Genomic DNA, 17,424 nt, shown 5'->3' with positions numbered 1-17,424 from the left:
GCGTTGAGATGATGTCATAATATTAGAGAGCGGTTTTTGTACAGTGATTTATAGTTAACTAAACTTTTATAAATGATAAACGAGGTGTAATATATGTCAATTTATACAATGCCAAACGAAGCAGGTAAGTATGGACAATTTGGAGGGAAATTTGTCCCCGAGTTATTAATGCCAGCCGTCATTGAATTAGAAGAAGCCTATGAGAAAGCAATGAACGATCCAGAATTTATCCAGGAGTTAAACTACTATTTGAAGCAATATGTTGGGCGGGAAACACCATTATATTACGCCGAGCAACTTACCAAATCACTTGGTGGTGCTAACATCTATCTAAAACGAGAAGACTTAAATCACACAGGTGCACATAAAATTAATAATACGATTGGGCAAGCATTACTAACATTAAGAATGGGAAAGAAAAAAGTAGTTGCTGAAACAGGTGCAGGCCAGCATGGTGTCGCAACGGCAACTGTTTGTGCATTACTCGGATTAGAATGTGTTGTCTTTATGGGTGAAGAAGATATTCGTCGACAAAAGCTGAATGTATTTCGAATGGAACTGTTAGGAGCTGAAGTACGTGGAGTCTCACAAGGTAGCGGAACGCTGAAGGATGCGGTTAATGAAGCATTGCGTTATTGGGTTAATCATGTTGATGATACCCACTATATTATCGGCTCCGTTGTTGGTCCGCATCCATTTCCTAAAATCGTACGTGATCTTCAATCTATTATCGGGAAAGAGACAAAAAAACAAATCCTCGATCAAACTGGTAAACTAGCAGATGCAATCATTGCTTGCGTCGGTGGTGGTAGTAATGCAATGGGAATGTTCCACCCATTTATCGAGGATAAAGATGTAAAGCTATTCGGTGTAGAAGCTGGTGGTGCTGGTCTTGATACAAATCAGCATGCTGCAACTTTAACTGGTGGCGATGTCGGTGTATTACATGGAACATTAACTTACTTACTACAAGATAAGGAAGGGTTAATCGAGGAAGCATTCTCCATCTCTGCAGGTCTTGACTATCCTGGAGTAGGTCCTGAGCATAGCCATTTGCATGAAATAAATCGGGTAAAGTACACATCCATTACAGATGATGAAGCACTTGAAGCTTTCCAATTTCTATCCAAGACTGAAGGAATTATTCCTGCATTGGAAAGCGCACATGCAATTGCATATGCAATGAAGCTTGCAAAAGAAATGCCGCAAGACGAGACCATCGTCGTTTGCTTATCAGGGCGTGGGGATAAAGATGTCGAACAGGTGAAAGATCGGATTGGAGGGAACATATAATGGGTAAAGCAAAATTAGAAAAAGCAATTCAAGATAAGGCGAGGGTGGATGAGAAACTCTTCGTTCCTTATATGATGGCAGGCGACGGCGGGCTCGATCGCTTAGAAGAAACGATTTATTTCTTACAAAATTGTGGGGCTGCAGCAATTGAAGTTGGTATCCCATTCTCCGACCCAGTAGCAGATGGACCAATAATTCAAGAGGCCGGTATACGTGCATTAAAACATGGCACAACCTTAGCAACGGTTATCGATAAACTAGCAACCTTTAAAGATAGACGTTCAATTCCAATAGTTATCATGACTTATTTAAACCCAATTCTAGCCTACGGAATTGATCGATTCGCCAAAGATTGCTTACAAGCGGGAGTTGATGGCGTCATTATACCTGACATCCCGATGGAAGAGGAAGGAATCATTGCTAGTTCTCTGCAAGAACAAAACATTGCTTTTATTCGCCTTGCAGCAATGACAAGTTCAGAGGAACGCTTAATAGAATTAGCAAAACGTTCAGAAGGATTTCTGTATGCTGTTGCTGTGAAAGGAACAACTGGGGAACGTGAAACACACGATACGAAAGTGCATGATTATTTGAAATCGCTCAAGAAAAACAGCTCTATCCCTGTTCTAGCAGGGTTCGGTGTATCAAATGCTGAGCAGGCACAACAGCTTTCCAAAGCATGTGATGGTGTCATTGTTGGGAGTAAAATTGTCCAGCTTTTACACGAAGTAAAATTAAAGGACATCCAGCAATTAATAAATGGAAGTATTCAATCAAACGGGCAAAAAGTTCGGTAAAACACACATGTCCAGATAGCTTCTATGTGAACGCGAACTAATTTAAAAATTCTTAACGCTAATTGTTGCATTTATCTTTACAATTATCACAATTAGCAGTAAGCTTAGCATGTAATTCGAATAAATAAATAAATAAATACGCACTAGGGGAGCTGCTTTGCTGAGAAAGACGTTTCGCGCCTGACCCTTTGAACCCGAATTAGGTAATACTAGCGTGGGGAATGTGCAGTCGACAATGGATCGGATATGTTATCGCTGGATAAATTTATCAAAGACTGCATTCTATTTGATGCAGTCTTTTTTTAGCAAAAGCGTAGTCCTGTTAGCGCTGCATGAACTTAGTAAAAGGAAATACGGTGTTTGCGTCATGAGGTCAGGGAAATACCACTAGGTCTTTAACATCATCGGCGCAGTAGCTAGCAGCTCTCAAAAAAGTAATTTTTCATCGGAGGTGTCTACATTGAAGAAACATTGGGCTTTTATCGATACCGGCTTCCAAGATGCTTCGTGGAATATGGCGTTTGATGAGTGCTTAATCAACTGGCATCATGAAGGTAAAATCCCGCCGACATTACGATTTTATGGCTGGAAAGCACCTAGTTTATCTGTCGGCTACTTTCAAAAGGTTGACAACAAAATTGATTTCGATGCAATAGAACGACACAGGTGCCAATTTGTTCGTCGTTTAACTGGTGGCAGTGCAGTCCTTCATGACGATGAGCTAACGTATAGCCTTGTTATTTCTGAGAATGATCCAGATATTCCTGTATCCGTTCAAGAAGCATACCACGTACTATCTAAAGGGGTATTTGAAGGGTATCATAACTTAGGTATTCCAGCTGAATATGCCATTTTAGACAGAGATAGCGCCAGAGGGAGAACAGCAATATGTTTTGAGAAACCAGCCTTCTACGAAATGGTTGTAGACGGCAAAAAACTTTCCGGAAATGCGCAAACAAGGAAAAAGGGTGTCCTCATGCAACACGGTTCGGTTCCAATGAGTATGGATACGGAGATGCTTTTTGATTTATTCCTGTTTTCTTCCGGACGGATACGAGAACGAAGTCGAGCCGCATTTTCCAAAAAAGCGGTTACAATTAATCAATTAACGAATCGAGAACATCATTATGACATGTTAACACAGGCATTCAAAGAAGGATTCAAAAAAGGATTAGACCTAGAACTCCACCCTTTGCAATTAACAGAAACCCAATGGGAAGAAGTGCAGCAATTAGCACATTCAAAATATGAAACGAGAGCATGGAATATTAACTCAAATAAGGAGCGTGCTAGCATTGGCTAAACAGGCAGAATATATTCGTAAACCAGAATGGCTAAAAACAAAAATCAATACAAATGAATCCTATAAAAAATTGAAGCATTTAATGCGCGATAAGCGATTAAACACAGTATGTGAAGAAGCAAAATGCCCAAATATTTATGAATGCTGGAGTGAGCGTAAGACAGCAACATTTATGATTCTAGGTGATACGTGTACACGAGGATGCCGATTTTGCGCGGTTAAAACAGGTCTTCCAAGTGGGCTTGATTTAGGCGAACCAAAGCGAGTTGCTGATTCCGTTTCCATTATGGGGTTAAAACACGTTGTTGTGACAGCGGTCGCGCGTGATGACCTAGAAGATGGAGGTGCAGCAGTTTTTGCCAATACTGTACGGGCAATCCGCCATCAGAATCCAGGCTGCACAATTGAAGTCCTGCCATCCGATATGAAAGGGGATTATGAAAGCTTACATACACTTATGGATAGCGAACCAGATATATTCAATCATAATATTGAAACCGTTAGACGATTAACAAAACGCGTTCGAGCCATCGCAAGATACGACCGATCCCTACAGCTGCTTCAACGTGTGAAAGAAATTGCGCCAACTATTCCTACGAAATCCAGTATTATGGTTGGTTTAGGAGAAACAAAGGAAGAACTCATTGAAGCAATGGACGACTTGCGTGCACATGATGTGGACATTGTTACAATTGGGCAGTATTTACAACCAACTAAAAAACATTTAAATGTTGAAAAATATTATCATCCAGATGAATTTGAAGAATTAAAAAAAATCGCACTTGAAAAAGGCTTCTCGCATTGTGAATCTGGACCATTGGTACGCTCTTCTTACCATGCGGATGAACAAGTAAGCCAATCTTCCGCACAAAAACGAATTAAGTATATGAAAGGCTATGAAACACAAGAGAATAAAAAAGTTGATTTTCAATTTTAAATAACAGACTACTTATAAATCCCCCTGGTCACTTATAAAATGGTTAAGGGGGATTTATCGACAGCATGATCTTCCATCCAACAAATATCCTCTCCCCCCTCTTGGAAAGTGAAATAATAAATACTATCGCAACTTTTATCTCCACTTTAAAACTATCTTTTCTTACTATAGCTACACCTACTTCATGTGCAGCATTTTCATTTAAATAAATTTATTAGACTATTATACAAGCATTGTGAATATATCTGCATATCTTAATAGTAAATACATCACCAAAGAAAGGAGCAGTAGTTTATGAGCTACCCTAACTGTTCATGCGGTCACAATGACTGTGTTTGTGAAGTAGTAAGGAAAATAGTTGCCGCACAGAATCAAGTAGCTGATAGAAATAAGCACTGTAGCAGTAGCTGCAACGACTCTATAAGAGAATTATATTCCCAAAATCATAGTATAAATAGGAATACAACTATCCCCTTTATTCTATTTAACAAAGGCAGTCTTAAACCATTTATTGCAAGCGGTGTGTACAAGAAGAAAAAAAAGGGATGTTGCGAGGATGCGTTTTTCGCTGCTCTCGAAACACCAGTCTTACGGGCAATACGATTTATTCCACATACATGCTGTGTCGAAGTTGAATTATTACAGCCGGTAAATGAACACAGTATTCCACTGACGCACGGAGGTAAAAATCTAGTTGATTTCTTTAAAGATAAATGTCATCGACAAACAGTAAACTTCAAAAAAACCGGTATATGTATCACGCTAGATTTAGAATGTTTTTGTGCGATCACTTGCTTATCGCCAATCAAACTCTTGCCGCGGCGCTCTCATTCTTCAAACTGTTAGGAACAGAAGCGCAAGCGCCTGGTTAGCGACGTACGGGCTGCGCTCCGAACTGTGGGGATTTGGAGTAACTAAGTTGCCCACTGCATTCAAATTTTATAATTTCCTAGTTATTTTACCAAAACAAATAGAAAGACCCTAAAGCACTTTATTTAGGGTCTTTCACTTCTGTTCTTCCGAATTGTTTTTTCGTTGATACTTTCGCTCACTTTGTGAGTCGTCCTTCGTTTTTGTCTTTTTCTTCTCGTCCTGACTTTCTATTTTTAAATCTTCCATCGGAATATCATCGACAAACTTCTGCTCTTTCTGTTCATCCAGCTTCGTTCTTCTCTCCTCATTCCACTTTGGTCTTTCATTTGTAGAAGAATTCTTATTTTCACTGCTCATTTTCATCTCACCTCTACGCTTCTTTTTCTTTCCTCTTCCTTACTTTCCATATTTCTAAACCTCTATCATGTAAAAACTAATTTTTCTTGGTATACTTTATGGATTGAAAAAGGACGGAGGTTACGTTACGATGAAAGAATTTGAAAGTATCAAGTCAATCGAACATATAGAAACATTTATAACAGAAAACCGACTCGCATTCCTTTATTTTTCCCGACCGAATTGCAGCGTCTGTCACGGATTATTACCACAGGTTCAACAATTGATGAATTCCTACCCACAAATAAACACGGCTCACATTAATGTAGAGGAAGTGCAAGAGGTAGCTGGGCGTTTTTCAATCTTCACCATCCCGGTTCTATTGCTTTTCGTAGATGGAAAAGAATATATACGGGAAGCACGAATTGTACATTTGGATTTATTAGAAGAAAAGATACGGAGAATTTATGAAAATGTGCTTGAATCCTAATGATTCAAGCACATTTTCGCTTATTATATTTCTCTTCGCATTGCTTTTAAAACATCAATTTGTGTAGCTCGTTTTGCTGGACGTAAACCAGATAAAATGGTCACAAGCAAACAAATCCCGACGGATATTAAAACAAGACTGACAGGTATCATTGAAAACTGCAGCTGCTCTGGCAGCTCTTCCTGAAACGCAAATTCAATAATTAATGGCAAACCGAGATTAACTAAAAAGCTGACTAGATAAGCTACTATGGTACCAATTAATGCCCCAACAATCCCGATATAACTGCTTTCCAGCAGAAAAATTTGTTTAATTGTTTTCGGGTTTGCACCAATCGCCTTCATAATTCCAATATCTGGCGCACGTTCAGTTACCGCCATTGTCATTGTATTATAAATACCAATTGAAGCAATAAGAATCGCAATCGTACCGACTAGAATTAAGCCTGCTTTCATAATCGTAAATAACATGTTGATCTGCTTCATCTCACTAACAACGGAATATGAAGCATAATTTGAATCGTCGAGTTCATCCACTATAGTCTGTACTGCCTCTAGGTTCGTTGCATATACTTTTACTTCATCAAATGCATTGACAGTTGCTGAATCAAGCTCGTCTCCATCAACACCTAATTCTCCTCCAGGTGTGCCAGTATAAGCTTCCACGCCAGCAAAAACCTCACCCGAAATATATACATTCTGATCTTGTACCCACTCTTTCGTTGGCTTTTTTAAAATTCCAACAACAGTAAGCGGAGTTGTCTGTTCCTCCCCATCGACGTCTAAATCCTTCTTCACTGTCATATTTAACGTTTGTCCAATTAAATCGGCTTGGTACAGATATTCCTCTTTAATTTCTCCAGATGCTTCATCATAAATATCCTCATCTTCCACATCCTGTACAAAATAATCCAGAAAATGATATCCTACAACAACTTCATTCGGCTTTTCCGGCAGCCTTCCTTCATCAAGTTCCAACCCAGCATCTACCTCAGACGGAAAATGTGCTGCTACAGCAGTTGTTTCCGATTGATAGTCATCCAATGAAAAGGTTGGAAATTGACGTAGCTGATTTCTCCGCGTTACGGCATTAACATTATCAATAGACTCTAAGTAATCAATATCTTCCATCGTTAAGGAGCGATAATTATCATCTTCTTCTATGTGCCCATAAATATCAATTTCTGTAACAATTTGTTGTTCCAATGTATCCTTAACAATACTCTCTTGTAACCCATATCCGACAGATGCTAAAACAATAAGAAAGGCACATCCCATTGCCGTCGCTAGAATAGTCATCCCTGTTCTTACTTTATTCTTTTTAATATTCTGCAGAACGAAGCGAAATTGATCTTTTATTTTCATTGGGATCTTGCCCCCTCTACAATTCGTCCGTCACTTATCGTAATCGTACGATCACCAATTGCCGCTACTTCGTCATCATGGGTAATGATAAGAAACGTGATTTCCATTTCCTGATTCAGCTGTTTAATAAATTGCAGCAGCTCTGTCTCTGTTTCACTATCTAAACTCCCCGTTGGTTCATCAGCGAGGATTAAAGGCGGGTTTAATACTAATGCTCTTGCAATACTGACACGTTGCTGCTGACCACCAGATAATTCACTTGGATAATGGTCGGCAAATTCTGTTAAGCCGACCTTCTCCAAAATAGCAAGCGTTATTTTCTTGCGTGATGATTCGCTTTCACCCTTTAAAATTAATGGCAATTCAATATTTTGAAAGGCTGTCATACTCGGAATCAGCTGGAAGCTTTGAAAAATAAATCCCATATGCTCTAAACGAAAATCTGCAAACTCAGCCTCCGTTAAATCACTTACTTGCTGATTATTTATCCAGATTCCGCCCTCAGTTGGACGAATAAAACCACTAATCAAATTAAGTAAAGTAGACTTTCCTGAACCACTTTTTCCAACAATTGTTACAATCTCACCTTTATTTACTTGAAATGAAATATCCTGAAGAACTGATAACGTTGTTTCCTGCTTTTTCTTGCCTAGTACAAAGTGATGGCTTAATTGTTTTACTGTAATCAAAATAAATCCCCCATTACTCATCTAATTCAATTGAATGGATATCCAGATTATAATCGATATCCTGTTTTCTTGGATTATTCATTGTTATATTACCTTCATATAATGTATCTCCTGTTTTTAAGTTAATAATAATCAGTGGTAGTTCATTGCGCTCGGAACTATTAGATGCAGGAACAACATACACCTTATCACCATGTATTTTATACATGTAACCTTGTTCATCGGTAACATCCGGGATAGCAATTGTTTGCTTTGCTTCTAATTCTTCACTTTCAATATTATAAGAAGTTAACTTAAGTTTTCCTTCGACATCCTCTGTAAAATAAATTATTTCATCATTCACTGCATATGGAAATGCATTATTTGAAATCTCTTTTGGTAATTTTATTTCTTCTTTTTCCCCTGTCGCCAAGTCGTATTGAAAGAGTTCACGATCGATGGTTTCATAGGTTGATTCCCACTCATCAATAACACTTTCCTCTATAAGTCCTTCTTCAAATACAACCTGTTCCATTGGTTGCTGGATATCCTCCCATTTATTGTTGACTATTCGAACTTCCCTGTATTGGTTGGATGAATCCTCGTCTTCTTTCGCTGTAATGATAGCTTCGTTTTGAATTGTTTCTGCTGCAATATCGACTAAATAAACTTGGTAAGCTGTAATATCTTTCTCCGATTGCTTATCATAGCTATAGTTACGCGATATAATTTTTAATTGTCCATCAATGATATGAATTCCCTCTACGTCCATCGAATAAATCATGCTATTTTTATTCACTGGAATAGGTGCCTGAAAAGAAGTCTCCTCTTTCGACACTTTGTCTAATATGCCTATATCGAGTTCAAAATCATTTGGTTGATAGCCATTCATTGTATCCCATGTTAAATTGACATATACGAGCAAGTTTTCATCCTCATAGAAATGATACGGAGTCATACTTTTTCCACGCATGAAATTCCTATAGTCTTTCTGGAGTCGTTCCATTTTAGGTCTTTGATTTACTCCTAAAATACGTTCAAAATACGAATACTCACCCCAATATGTTGTACCATCAGCATTCAGCTGAAATGAATCACCTATGCCCTCTTGAATAAAACTAGCCTCTAGAGTAAGCTTCTCTATCTCCTTTTCGTCCCCGCTTACTGTTTCAAAAGCAAATTCAGGCAATCTGCTTGTAGCTGTACTTGTTTGTATATAAAACGCTCCAATCACAAGCACAGTGAAACTAACAAGTAAAATTAACTTCCAATAACGTTTCATCCTAATCCTCCCTCCTTAAACCCGTATCTTTCTTGTTAATAAATGATTACTCATCCATATGGATCCAGCCGTAACAAGTAATCCAGTCACTAACATAAGCATAAATAGCTCTTCTGGATAGAAATAGTTATAAAGCATAAATTCCTGCACGAATACCGGTAAGAAAAATACAATCAGAGCTAGTGCTCCATATCCAATACCTAATAAAATTCCTTTTAAACGATAGCAGCGCTCAAACATAATGATCGTGAAAAGTACAATCACGGCCATAAAACCGATACCATAATGGATAGCAAATTCTGCAATTGAGTACGGAAGCATAATTCCCAGTCGATCAAAGTTACGAATCATCTCATTAATCGATAAATCCCAGCGCAAATCAATTGGTACCATCCATTGTAAAATCATGCGTTCCAACGGCAATAACAGAATCTGTAAGCCAACCAATCCTAGAACGAAAAGAAATATTGCTGAAGCCTTAGCCAGATATACATTTAAACGTGCAGTTGGCAGCATAAGCAGCCGATAAATAAACGTATTCTTGCCAAACCAATCACGATACCAAATAAAAAGTGAATAAATCAATAGCGTTACAATACAAAGTGCGATTGGACCTATAAAAAAGATTGAATTGGTGACATCATTGAAAGACATTCTCCCATACTGCTCAATAAACGTCTCGATTGCCATATGGTCTACATTCATCGCTTGATTGGCATTATTTAAATAGCTCTTTGAAACAAGAATGACCGCCGCAAGCTGTGAAATAATCGTTATGCCAATTAAAGCAATATATACTTTCATAAAGCGTCCAAGCTCAAAATTTACAAGCTTTACATATCTATTCATTGCTGGTACACCTCTCTCATCACATCAACAACCGATTTCCCTTCATTTTCGCGAATCTCTTCGGAATTAAATGCTTTTACCACAATACCATCATCCATTAAGATTACCTGATCAATTAAATGCTCAATATCATTAATCTCATGTGTTGTAATGATAACCCCGCGATCTTCTACTAAATGACTTGTAAATACCTCAGCGATTTGCTCACGGCTGAAAATATCAATTCCAGAGAAAGGCTCATCCATTAGAAGGTAATCAACATCTAATGCTAAGCCTAAAAGGAGATTTACTTTGGCAGTGTTCCCTTTTGAAAGACTCGAAATTTTTTCTTCTGGTTTTAATTTAAAAAATCCAAGCAGTTCCGTTGCTCGCTCCTGGTTCCAGCTTTCGTAAAAATCCTGCATGAATTGCATCGATTGTCCAATTGTCATTTGCGGAAGCATGGTAATTGCATCTGGGATAAACGTAATTTTTTCATAGCTTTTCTTATTGATTTTTGCCCCGTCAATAAGGATTTGACCACTGTTGATCGGTGTTAATGCCATAATTGCGTTTAAAATCGTTGTTTTCCCAACACCATTAATACCAATTAGACATGTAATTTCTCCCTTGGCGGCAGTAAATGTTACACCCCTCAGCACTTGTTTTCGTCCAAACTTTTTCGTAATATCTTTAACTTCAATCACCTTATTTCCCCCCTTCTTCCTCACTCTGTCTTTGATATTTTTCTTTCATTACTTCTACAAGCTCATCAAAAGGAACTTGGATGCGTCTTATCGATGTAATAAAAGAATCGACCGCTTCCTCAAGCAACTCTCCTCTAACCGCAGCAAGTACATGTTCATCCTTCGTAATCCTACTTGGGTTGTTGCCTTCCGTATATATCAATCCTTCTTCCTCCATTTCCTTATATGCTCGTTGTGCAGTATTTGGATTTATTTTTAACTGATTGGCTAACTCACGCCTTGATGGAATCTCCTGCCCGGGTTCAAATGTTCCTGTTGCTATTTTTTCTTTAAATTGACGGACAACCTGTATATAAACTGGATCCCGTTTATTAAAGCTTACACTCATCAGCACACGCTCCTATACTTCTCCTAAGTTCACAACCTGTATTGCATGATTAATACGCCATTTGCAAAAAAATGCGTATTAACCTGTATCAATCATTTAATACGCCTCTTACAAAAAAACGCGTATTAAACGATTAATACACTCTATCGTGTATTATATGCTTCATACACACGAACTGTCAATAAGTTTTTTTCGACAATCTTTCTTAGATTATTTCCTGGGAAATATATTTCAACAATGTACGATTTTCTATTTGTTTTTTGTCGAAAACCCTCTGCTCTATGATAAAGCGAAAATACATTGAGACTGAGACAAAAGTATTTTTATGTGCAAATAACCGCTTCAGAAATATACTTCGCTTTCCACGGGGGCTACGTATATTTCCTACGCTAAGTTTGTGGTCGTTCGTCTTTAACATTAAACACTTTCATTATGTCCCAGTCTCATGTTAGTACCACAAGGTATGACCTAAAGGCCCTTGAACAGAATCAGGAATTCCCAAGAAGTTTAGTCCTTACCTTCACGTTTTTTGATTCTCCCACATTTAAAAATTGGGGCTATTACCATACGGTTAATGCATGATAAGATAAAATAGATAAAATTAGATTAATAAACAGAAGGATGATTGGTAACGATGAAAGTTGTCTCTTGGAATGTTAATGGTATTCGTGCATGTGTAAGGAAAGGGTTTCTAGATTATTTCCGCGAAGTAGATGCCGATATTTTCTGTATTCAAGAATCAAAATTGCAGGAAGGACAAATCGAACTTGACTTGGAAGGATATGAACAATATTGGAATTACGCTGTTAGAAAAGGCTATTCAGGAACAGCAGTATTCACAAAGAAAAAGCCGATTCGGATTACATATGGATTAAATAGTGAAGAGGTCCAAGAAGAGGGAAGAATTATCACATTGGAATTTGAAACGTTCTTTTTAGTAAACGTCTATACTCCAAACTCTAAAAGAGACTTGAGCAGACTGGATTATCGTCTAGAGTGGGAAGATGAATTATATAGCTATTTAGAGCAATTAGATGCCATTAAACCAGTTATCTATTGTGGTGACCTCAATGTTGCCCATCAAGAGATCGATCTAAAAAATTATAAAACCAATCACGGAAATTCCGGATTTACCACTGAAGAACGTGGCAAAATGACACGCTTACTTGACTCAGGTTTTGTCGATACGCTACGATACTTTCACCCTGAAACAGAAGATATTTATACTTGGTGGTCTTACATGAAAACGATTCGCGAAAGAAATATTGGCTGGCGGATAGATTACTTTATCGTCTCAAAGAGACTTGTCCCAGCTCTTAAGGATTCAAAAGCTGATATGTCAATCATGGGAAGTGACCACTGTCCAATCATACTCGAAGTAGACAGTCTGTAAAAAATCTAGTATTCGTCAAGTCTCCTGAAAAAGAAAGTGACATAGGAAAGGATAACAATCTCCTTCCTGCCAATTAACTACTGTAATCGTTTGTTCATACGCTGTTCATATTTACGTTGTACACTATATACAACGTAAAGGAGAGATTAGTGTGAAGCATTACAGTACAATATTATTACGTTTCTCGGCTTTTTTTGCACTGCTTGGAGCAGTTATCGGCTCTCATATGGCAGGCGCAGGAGGATATGAGTTTAAAACGGTTCATGCGCATATCCTCGTTGTCGGCTGGTTGTCTTTGTTTGCTTTTGCAGTTTTTTATAAACTATTTACACCAGCAAATCGAACGGTGGCAGCAATCCATGTTTGGACTACAATCATCGGTACCTTTGGCTTAACAATTGGTATGTGGCTTTACTTTGTTCGTCCTTTTAATATCGGAGATACATTCACAACCGCTTTTTTTATTGTCGGAGGAACGGTATTATTAATTAGCTTTGTATTCTTTTTTATTTTAACATTTATGAAAACAGAGGAAGTGAATAATAGCGCTGCTAAACGATGATAAGACAGCCGCCTGAAACATAAGCATGTCACTTCCATCCAAAAATTATAACGGCATGACATCAGAAATTCAGATTGATGCCATGCCGTTTATTCACATTATTGTATTATTTTTTTAAAATAATCAATGATTCCAAGAGATCCTACCTGTAAGTCGAGGTTTATTAAAATATAAACCTCATGCTCATCAGGAATTCCTTTTTCTCTTAAGTGTTCCTGGATTTTAGTAAGCAATCGCTGCGAAATTACATCATAGCCTTTTCCTTCAATTACTGTCTGCTCACCAACCTCCATAAATACCTCAAGCCAACTTTGAACCTGATTTAATGCCTCTTCTATGTTTTGCGTCATCCCAAAATGACCAAAGTAGATACGGTCAAGGTTCTTGTCGCGAATTCGTTTAATGGAAGCTTCCATGTCGTTTGGATTAAAATGATTGGGAGATGTAGAAGGTAAAAACAGATCAACTCCATTTGGAACGAGCTGTTCGTAACGCACACCTACTGTATCTCCTGTAAACATTCCATTGCTTATAGGATCATAAATACTAATGTGATGCTTTGCATGTCCAGGTGTATCCCAGAATTCAAGTGTACAATTTGGGCCAATTTCCAATATGTCCCCCTCACCTTTTACAAGCAATCGATCTTCTGGTATAGGAACTATTGGATCAAACAATTCAGAGAAGCTGTCACCATAAACCGCTCTTGCTCCTGCAGCAAGCTTTTTAGGATTAATTAAATGTCTTTCCCCCCGCGGGTGGACAATGATGGTGGCATTCGGGCATTCCCTTAGCAATAAACCCGCTCCTCCTGCATGATCCAGGTGAATATGAGTAACAATAATATACTTTATCTCATCTAATGCATGTCCAAGCGCTGCTAATCCTGCCTTTATATATTTCACCGATGGACTTGGTCCAGTTTCAATGAGTGTTAATGCTTCTTCTTGGATAACATAAGTTCCAGTCCGATTAGCTACATCTAAGTCAAATCCATCAATTAAATAAATACGATCATCAAGCTTAATTGGATTCTTTTCCTTCATAAAACTTTCCCCTCCCGAGAATGCAAGCACATACTTTTACGTTCATATTATCACAAAATTCCCTCTTTCACATCATTTTTTACTAGAGCAGCACCTCACAAGCAATATATCCGAGTAATCCTCGATTATATATAAAAAGAACGACAGGAAAGCGAATAAGTATAGTAATCCTGTTAAAAATACAGATGTATAATGTGCACTATTCTTTCTTCAATATAGATAAACACTGCATGGCACATTTGCACCTAAATAAAAGGAGGTTTTTTAAATTGTTTGATCAACAACAGAATCAAAATTTCCAAGGTTCATCACAAATGCCTGATCACCAAAGTCATGGTGGCCATGAAATGTTCGATGCACATGAAGCAATATCTAGTCTTATCGGTGGCTTAGAGCAAGGGTTACTTTATGAGCAGCATATTCAGGATCCTGAACTAAAAACAATGCTGCAAAAGCATAAGACATTCCTTACTCAAATGTATAATACAATTGTAGAAACTCTAAACACAGGACAAGAGCCTTCTCAAAAAACCCAGACGTATATGATGTCAGATAGCAATAATGTGCTTTATGGGATGAAGCCTACTCAACCTAAAACACCCGCACAGGCGGTGACCGAATTAAATGACCAATGTATATCCAGTTTTATGATGGGGAATTTAAAGGCTACTGCTTCTGGATTTACAATGACAGCTCTTGAAACAACCAATCCAGTATTAAGAAGAGTGTTTGCAGATAGCGTTCCAAACCTAATTGAAATGGCTTACGAAATATTTCTTTACCAAAATAAACGCCAATATTATCAAGTACCACAATTAAAGCCAGAAGAGATGCAAATTTACATGAGCAGCTTTGCTCCTGTTCAAAATCCAATGCAGCATTAAATTTAAATAACGGTGAATTAACCAACTATACACTTAGCTACAGAATACGATTATAAAGGGTGAACAAAATGGGCAGAGATGAGCATAAGAAGAGAAAAAATAATTTTTTATCACAAACTCCCAAAAGTCAGAAGACTGATGGTATTGATGTCGAATTTTCAAATGAGTTTGCTGATGCGGAAGATAGGGAAGCACAAGCAAGAAGTCGTGCTGCCGACAAACGTGCACATGAGAAATAATTAGAACAACGAAGCGATTCAATTTAATCATTGAGTCGCTTCGTTACGTTAACAATTATGCCTTATATCTGTTACAACTTAGTTGTTTTATCGATTATCATTGGAAGTTCCGGTGAAAATATTATAAATTATAAGTAAGATTATTTTTTAAAAAGGATGAACAACTAATGACTAACAAAAGCGTCGATGATTATTTAACAGAAGGAATGTACGGAACACGGCGACCAAAAGAGCACGAACGAATTCAGTTTCTAGGCACACTTAGAGAACGAATTGTTTTGGCTCTAACAATCGGACAGGTTATGTCTGATTCTGGCCTTCATAAATTGGAAGCAGCTATCAAAGAGAACCCTAAAGCAACATTACTAATTAATGGGCATGTTCCCTTTCGCTTTTTAAAAGAAGAAAAAGAACTTGCTAATAAATATAATATTCCTTATACAACCATTACAAACAACGAAAGTGATACAGATATCGGTGCAGTATTAACTTATGACTACGCCATTGATAAAGAAAATATCTTTATTGAAGATGCGCAACCCGATGAAGAAGTGACTGAACCAAAAGAACAGCCAAAGAGCTTTATCGGTAAAATAAAGAAATGGTTTGGTTCCTAAAAAAAATAAAATAGGTCGCCGCACAATAAGTTGTGCTGCGGCCTATTTTATTTTTACCACCCTTTTTTAGTTTGTAATTTACTAACTTAAAAACATTTATATTTGTTTTTTTTTGTTTTTTCATTCAAAAATCATATGTTTTGTAATATAATTAATCTATCATACGTAAATACAAACAATACCTCATATAATCTCAGTAATATGGTCTGAGAGTCTCTACGGAGTAACCGTAAATTACTCTACTATGAACGGTGCTTCTATGAAATGACCGTTTATTTAAACGGCTTTTTTTATGGAAACAGCCACCATTCATGAACTTGAGGCAAGAAAAGGAGCAGCAAGATGGAACTTATACTTAAAGATATTCTAGCAGCAATTAGTGGTGTGATTAATGGACTCCCACAAGGATTACTGGCATTAACATTCGGATTTGCATCTGTACCTACTGCGTTAGCATTTATTATTGGCGCATTCGGAAATGCCATGACAAGCAATGTTGCTGTTGTATCATTCCAAGCAGAGACAATAACCGTTGCTGGAACAATGGGTAATAATATGCGTGAACGGTTATCAATGATCTTCTACGGTGCATTCATTTTAATAATTATTAGCTTATTTGGTCTTATGGAACAAATTGTTACATGGATTGGTCCAGTTATTACAAATGGGATGATGGCTGGAGTCGGCTTTATGCTTGCAAAAGTGGCATGGGATATGGCAAGAAAAGACCGTTTAATTGGTAGCTTCTCCTTTGTTAGTGCACTATTCGTGTATATTGTAACGAAGGATCTTGTATACACAATTACAATTTCCGTTATTCTCTCGAGTGTGGTTTATTATTTTATGAAAAAAGATACACCCGATCATTTAAAGCAGAAAATTGATGATCGTTTTAAATTGCAAAAATTAACGTTAAATCCAATGGTAATCCGTGGTGCTTTAGCTTTAGTTTGCTTAAATATCGGCGCTAACATTGCCTTCGGAAAAATAAATGGAGAAATTGCTTCACAAGATGTAAATATAGATACATTAACCATTATTAGCAGCTTAGCGGATATGGCTTCTGCTTTATTCGGGGGCGGACCCGTTGAAGTAATTATCTCCGCAACAGCCAGTGCACCACATGCAGTATGGGCTGGTGTTTTGATGATGGCACTAATGGCTATCATCCTTATTTTTAAACTACTTCCCAAAATCGGAAAGTATGTACCGAGTTCTTCAATTGCAGGATTTCTATTTGTGCTTGGAGCAATCGTTACACTACCTGGCAACGCCGAGGCAGCACTTTCAGCGGATGCTGCTGGCTCTAATATTGTCGGTGGTATTACGATGATTGTAACTGCTATTTCCGACCCATTTTTTGGCCTGCTAGCAGGTGTAATTATGGAATGGCTGTTAGGTATTTTTGGAATATAAT

Annotated in this window: 19 protein-coding genes and 2 riboswitches; of the genes, 11 read left to right on the top strand and 8 right to left on the bottom strand. The window is 37.7% G+C overall.

The annotated features are described in order from the left end of the window. Positions 1-93: 93 nt before the first annotated feature. The 4 genes from trpB (at position 94) to lipA (ending at position 4,330) form a co-directional block, all read left to right on the top strand. A complete protein-coding gene (gene trpB / locus MHH64_RS05830) occupies positions 94-1,293 on the top strand; it encodes a tryptophan synthase subunit beta (RefSeq protein ID WP_340002858.1) in 1,200 nt (399 codons plus the stop codon). Beyond that, on the top strand, positions 1,293-2,090 hold the full coding sequence (trpA, locus tag MHH64_RS05825; RefSeq protein ID WP_340002856.1) for a tryptophan synthase subunit alpha: 798 nt from the start codon (positions 1,293-1,295) through the stop codon (positions 2,088-2,090). Before trpB ends, trpA begins: the two co-directional genes overlap by 1 nt. Positions 2,091-2,225: 135 nt before the next feature. Further along, a riboswitch (TPP riboswitch) is annotated at positions 2,226-2,329 on the top strand. Between the two features lie 275 nt (positions 2,330-2,604). Further along, positions 2,605-3,393 (top strand): lipoate--protein ligase family protein, encoded by a 789-nt coding sequence (locus MHH64_RS05820; RefSeq protein ID WP_340003259.1) that lies wholly within the window; start codon positions 2,605-2,607, stop codon positions 3,391-3,393. Continuing rightward, positions 3,386-4,330 carry a lipoyl synthase gene (lipA, locus tag MHH64_RS05815; protein ID WP_303450686.1) on the top strand — a complete coding sequence of 315 codons (945 nt, stop codon included), beginning with the start codon at positions 3,386-3,388 and terminating at the stop codon, positions 4,328-4,330. Before MHH64_RS05820 ends, lipA begins: the two co-directional genes overlap by 8 nt. Before the next feature lie 1,005 nt (positions 4,331-5,335). On the opposite strand, the gene MHH64_RS05810 is transcribed toward lipA, so the two are convergent. Continuing rightward, a complete protein-coding gene (locus MHH64_RS05810; protein WP_340002855.1) occupies positions 5,336-5,560 on the bottom strand; it encodes a hypothetical protein in 225 nt (74 codons plus the stop codon). A 130-nt stretch (positions 5,561-5,690) separates the two neighbouring features. Here MHH64_RS05810 and MHH64_RS05805 point away from each other — a divergent pair, with 130 nt between their 5' ends. After that, complete coding sequence (locus MHH64_RS05805) at positions 5,691-6,029, top strand: thioredoxin family protein (protein WP_251660325.1); 339 nt, start codon at positions 5,691-5,693, stop codon at positions 6,027-6,029. Positions 6,030-6,052: 23 nt separating this feature from the next. Here the strand turns inward: MHH64_RS05805 and MHH64_RS05800 are convergent, their stop codons facing one another. Genes MHH64_RS05800 through MHH64_RS05775 form a run of 6 tightly spaced genes read right to left on the bottom strand, consistent with a single transcriptional unit; the run spans position 6,053 to position 11,266 of the window. Beyond that, positions 6,053-7,393, bottom strand: coding sequence for an ABC transporter permease (locus tag MHH64_RS05800; protein WP_340002854.1), 1,341 nt, complete (start codon positions 7,391-7,393; stop codon positions 6,053-6,055). Beyond that, positions 7,390-8,082 (bottom strand): ABC transporter ATP-binding protein, encoded by a 693-nt coding sequence (locus MHH64_RS05795; RefSeq protein WP_303450699.1) that lies wholly within the window; start codon positions 8,080-8,082, stop codon positions 7,390-7,392. Before MHH64_RS05795 ends, MHH64_RS05800 begins: the two co-directional genes overlap by 4 nt. A 13-nt stretch (positions 8,083-8,095) precedes the next feature. Next, positions 8,096-9,343 (bottom strand): hypothetical protein, encoded by a 1,248-nt coding sequence (locus tag MHH64_RS05790; RefSeq protein WP_340002853.1) that lies wholly within the window; start codon positions 9,341-9,343, stop codon positions 8,096-8,098. 15 nt (positions 9,344-9,358) lie between these two features. Further along, complete coding sequence (locus tag MHH64_RS05785; protein WP_340002852.1) at positions 9,359-10,192, bottom strand: hypothetical protein; 834 nt, start codon at positions 10,190-10,192, stop codon at positions 9,359-9,361. Beyond that, positions 10,189-10,878 carry an ABC transporter ATP-binding protein gene (locus MHH64_RS05780; protein ID WP_303450709.1) on the bottom strand — a complete coding sequence of 230 codons (690 nt, stop codon included), beginning with the start codon at positions 10,876-10,878 and terminating at the stop codon, positions 10,189-10,191. The genes MHH64_RS05785 and MHH64_RS05780 overlap by 4 nt, the downstream gene beginning before the upstream one ends. Position 10,879: 1 nt before the next feature. Further along, the gene (locus MHH64_RS05775; protein WP_095311650.1) at positions 10,880-11,266 is read right to left on the bottom strand and encodes a GntR family transcriptional regulator; all 387 of its coding nucleotides are present in this window, start codon (positions 11,264-11,266) and stop codon (positions 10,880-10,882) included. A 634-nt stretch (positions 11,267-11,900) separates the two neighbouring features. Here MHH64_RS05775 and MHH64_RS05770 point away from each other — a divergent pair. Next, entirely contained in the window at positions 11,901-12,659 is a 759-nt protein-coding gene (locus MHH64_RS05770; RefSeq protein ID WP_340002851.1) for an exodeoxyribonuclease III, read from the top strand. A 151-nt stretch (positions 12,660-12,810) separates the two neighbouring features. After that, positions 12,811-13,221 (top strand): hypothetical protein, encoded by a 411-nt coding sequence (locus MHH64_RS05765; RefSeq protein ID WP_095311646.1) that lies wholly within the window; start codon positions 12,811-12,813, stop codon positions 13,219-13,221. 98 nt (positions 13,222-13,319) lie between these two features. Here the strand turns inward: MHH64_RS05765 and MHH64_RS05760 are convergent, their stop codons facing one another. Further along, positions 13,320-14,267 (bottom strand): MBL fold metallo-hydrolase, encoded by a 948-nt coding sequence (locus MHH64_RS05760; RefSeq protein ID WP_340002850.1) that lies wholly within the window; start codon positions 14,265-14,267, stop codon positions 13,320-13,322. 269 nt (positions 14,268-14,536) lie between these two features. Here MHH64_RS05760 and MHH64_RS05755 point away from each other — a divergent pair, with 269 nt between their 5' ends. From MHH64_RS05755 to MHH64_RS05740, 4 genes are all read left to right on the top strand, one after another. After that, a complete protein-coding gene (locus MHH64_RS05755) occupies positions 14,537-15,151 on the top strand; it encodes a spore coat protein (protein WP_340002849.1) in 615 nt (204 codons plus the stop codon). Positions 15,152-15,219: 68 nt separating this feature from the next. Next, positions 15,220-15,390, top strand: a complete 171-nt coding sequence (locus MHH64_RS05750) for a YfhD family protein (RefSeq protein WP_340002848.1) — start codon at positions 15,220-15,222, stop codon at positions 15,388-15,390. Between the two features lie 167 nt (positions 15,391-15,557). After that, positions 15,558-16,007 carry a YueI family protein gene (locus MHH64_RS05745; protein WP_095311640.1) on the top strand — a complete coding sequence of 150 codons (450 nt, stop codon included), beginning with the start codon at positions 15,558-15,560 and terminating at the stop codon, positions 16,005-16,007. Between the two features lie 163 nt (positions 16,008-16,170). Then, positions 16,171-16,272: riboswitch (purine riboswitch) on the top strand. Positions 16,273-16,349: 77 nt separating this feature from the next. Then, on the top strand, positions 16,350-17,423 hold the full coding sequence (locus tag MHH64_RS05740; RefSeq protein WP_340002847.1) for an NCS2 family permease: 1,074 nt from the start codon (positions 16,350-16,352) through the stop codon (positions 17,421-17,423). Position 17,424: the final 1 nt, after the last annotated feature.

The organism is Oceanobacillus sp. FSL K6-0127, assembly GCF_037983385.1.
Lineage (GTDB): Bacteria > Bacillota > Bacilli > Bacillales > Amphibacillaceae > Oceanobacillus > Oceanobacillus profundus.
Note: the sequence above shows the minus strand (reverse complement) of the source record. Positions and strands in the feature narration are given on the sequence as shown.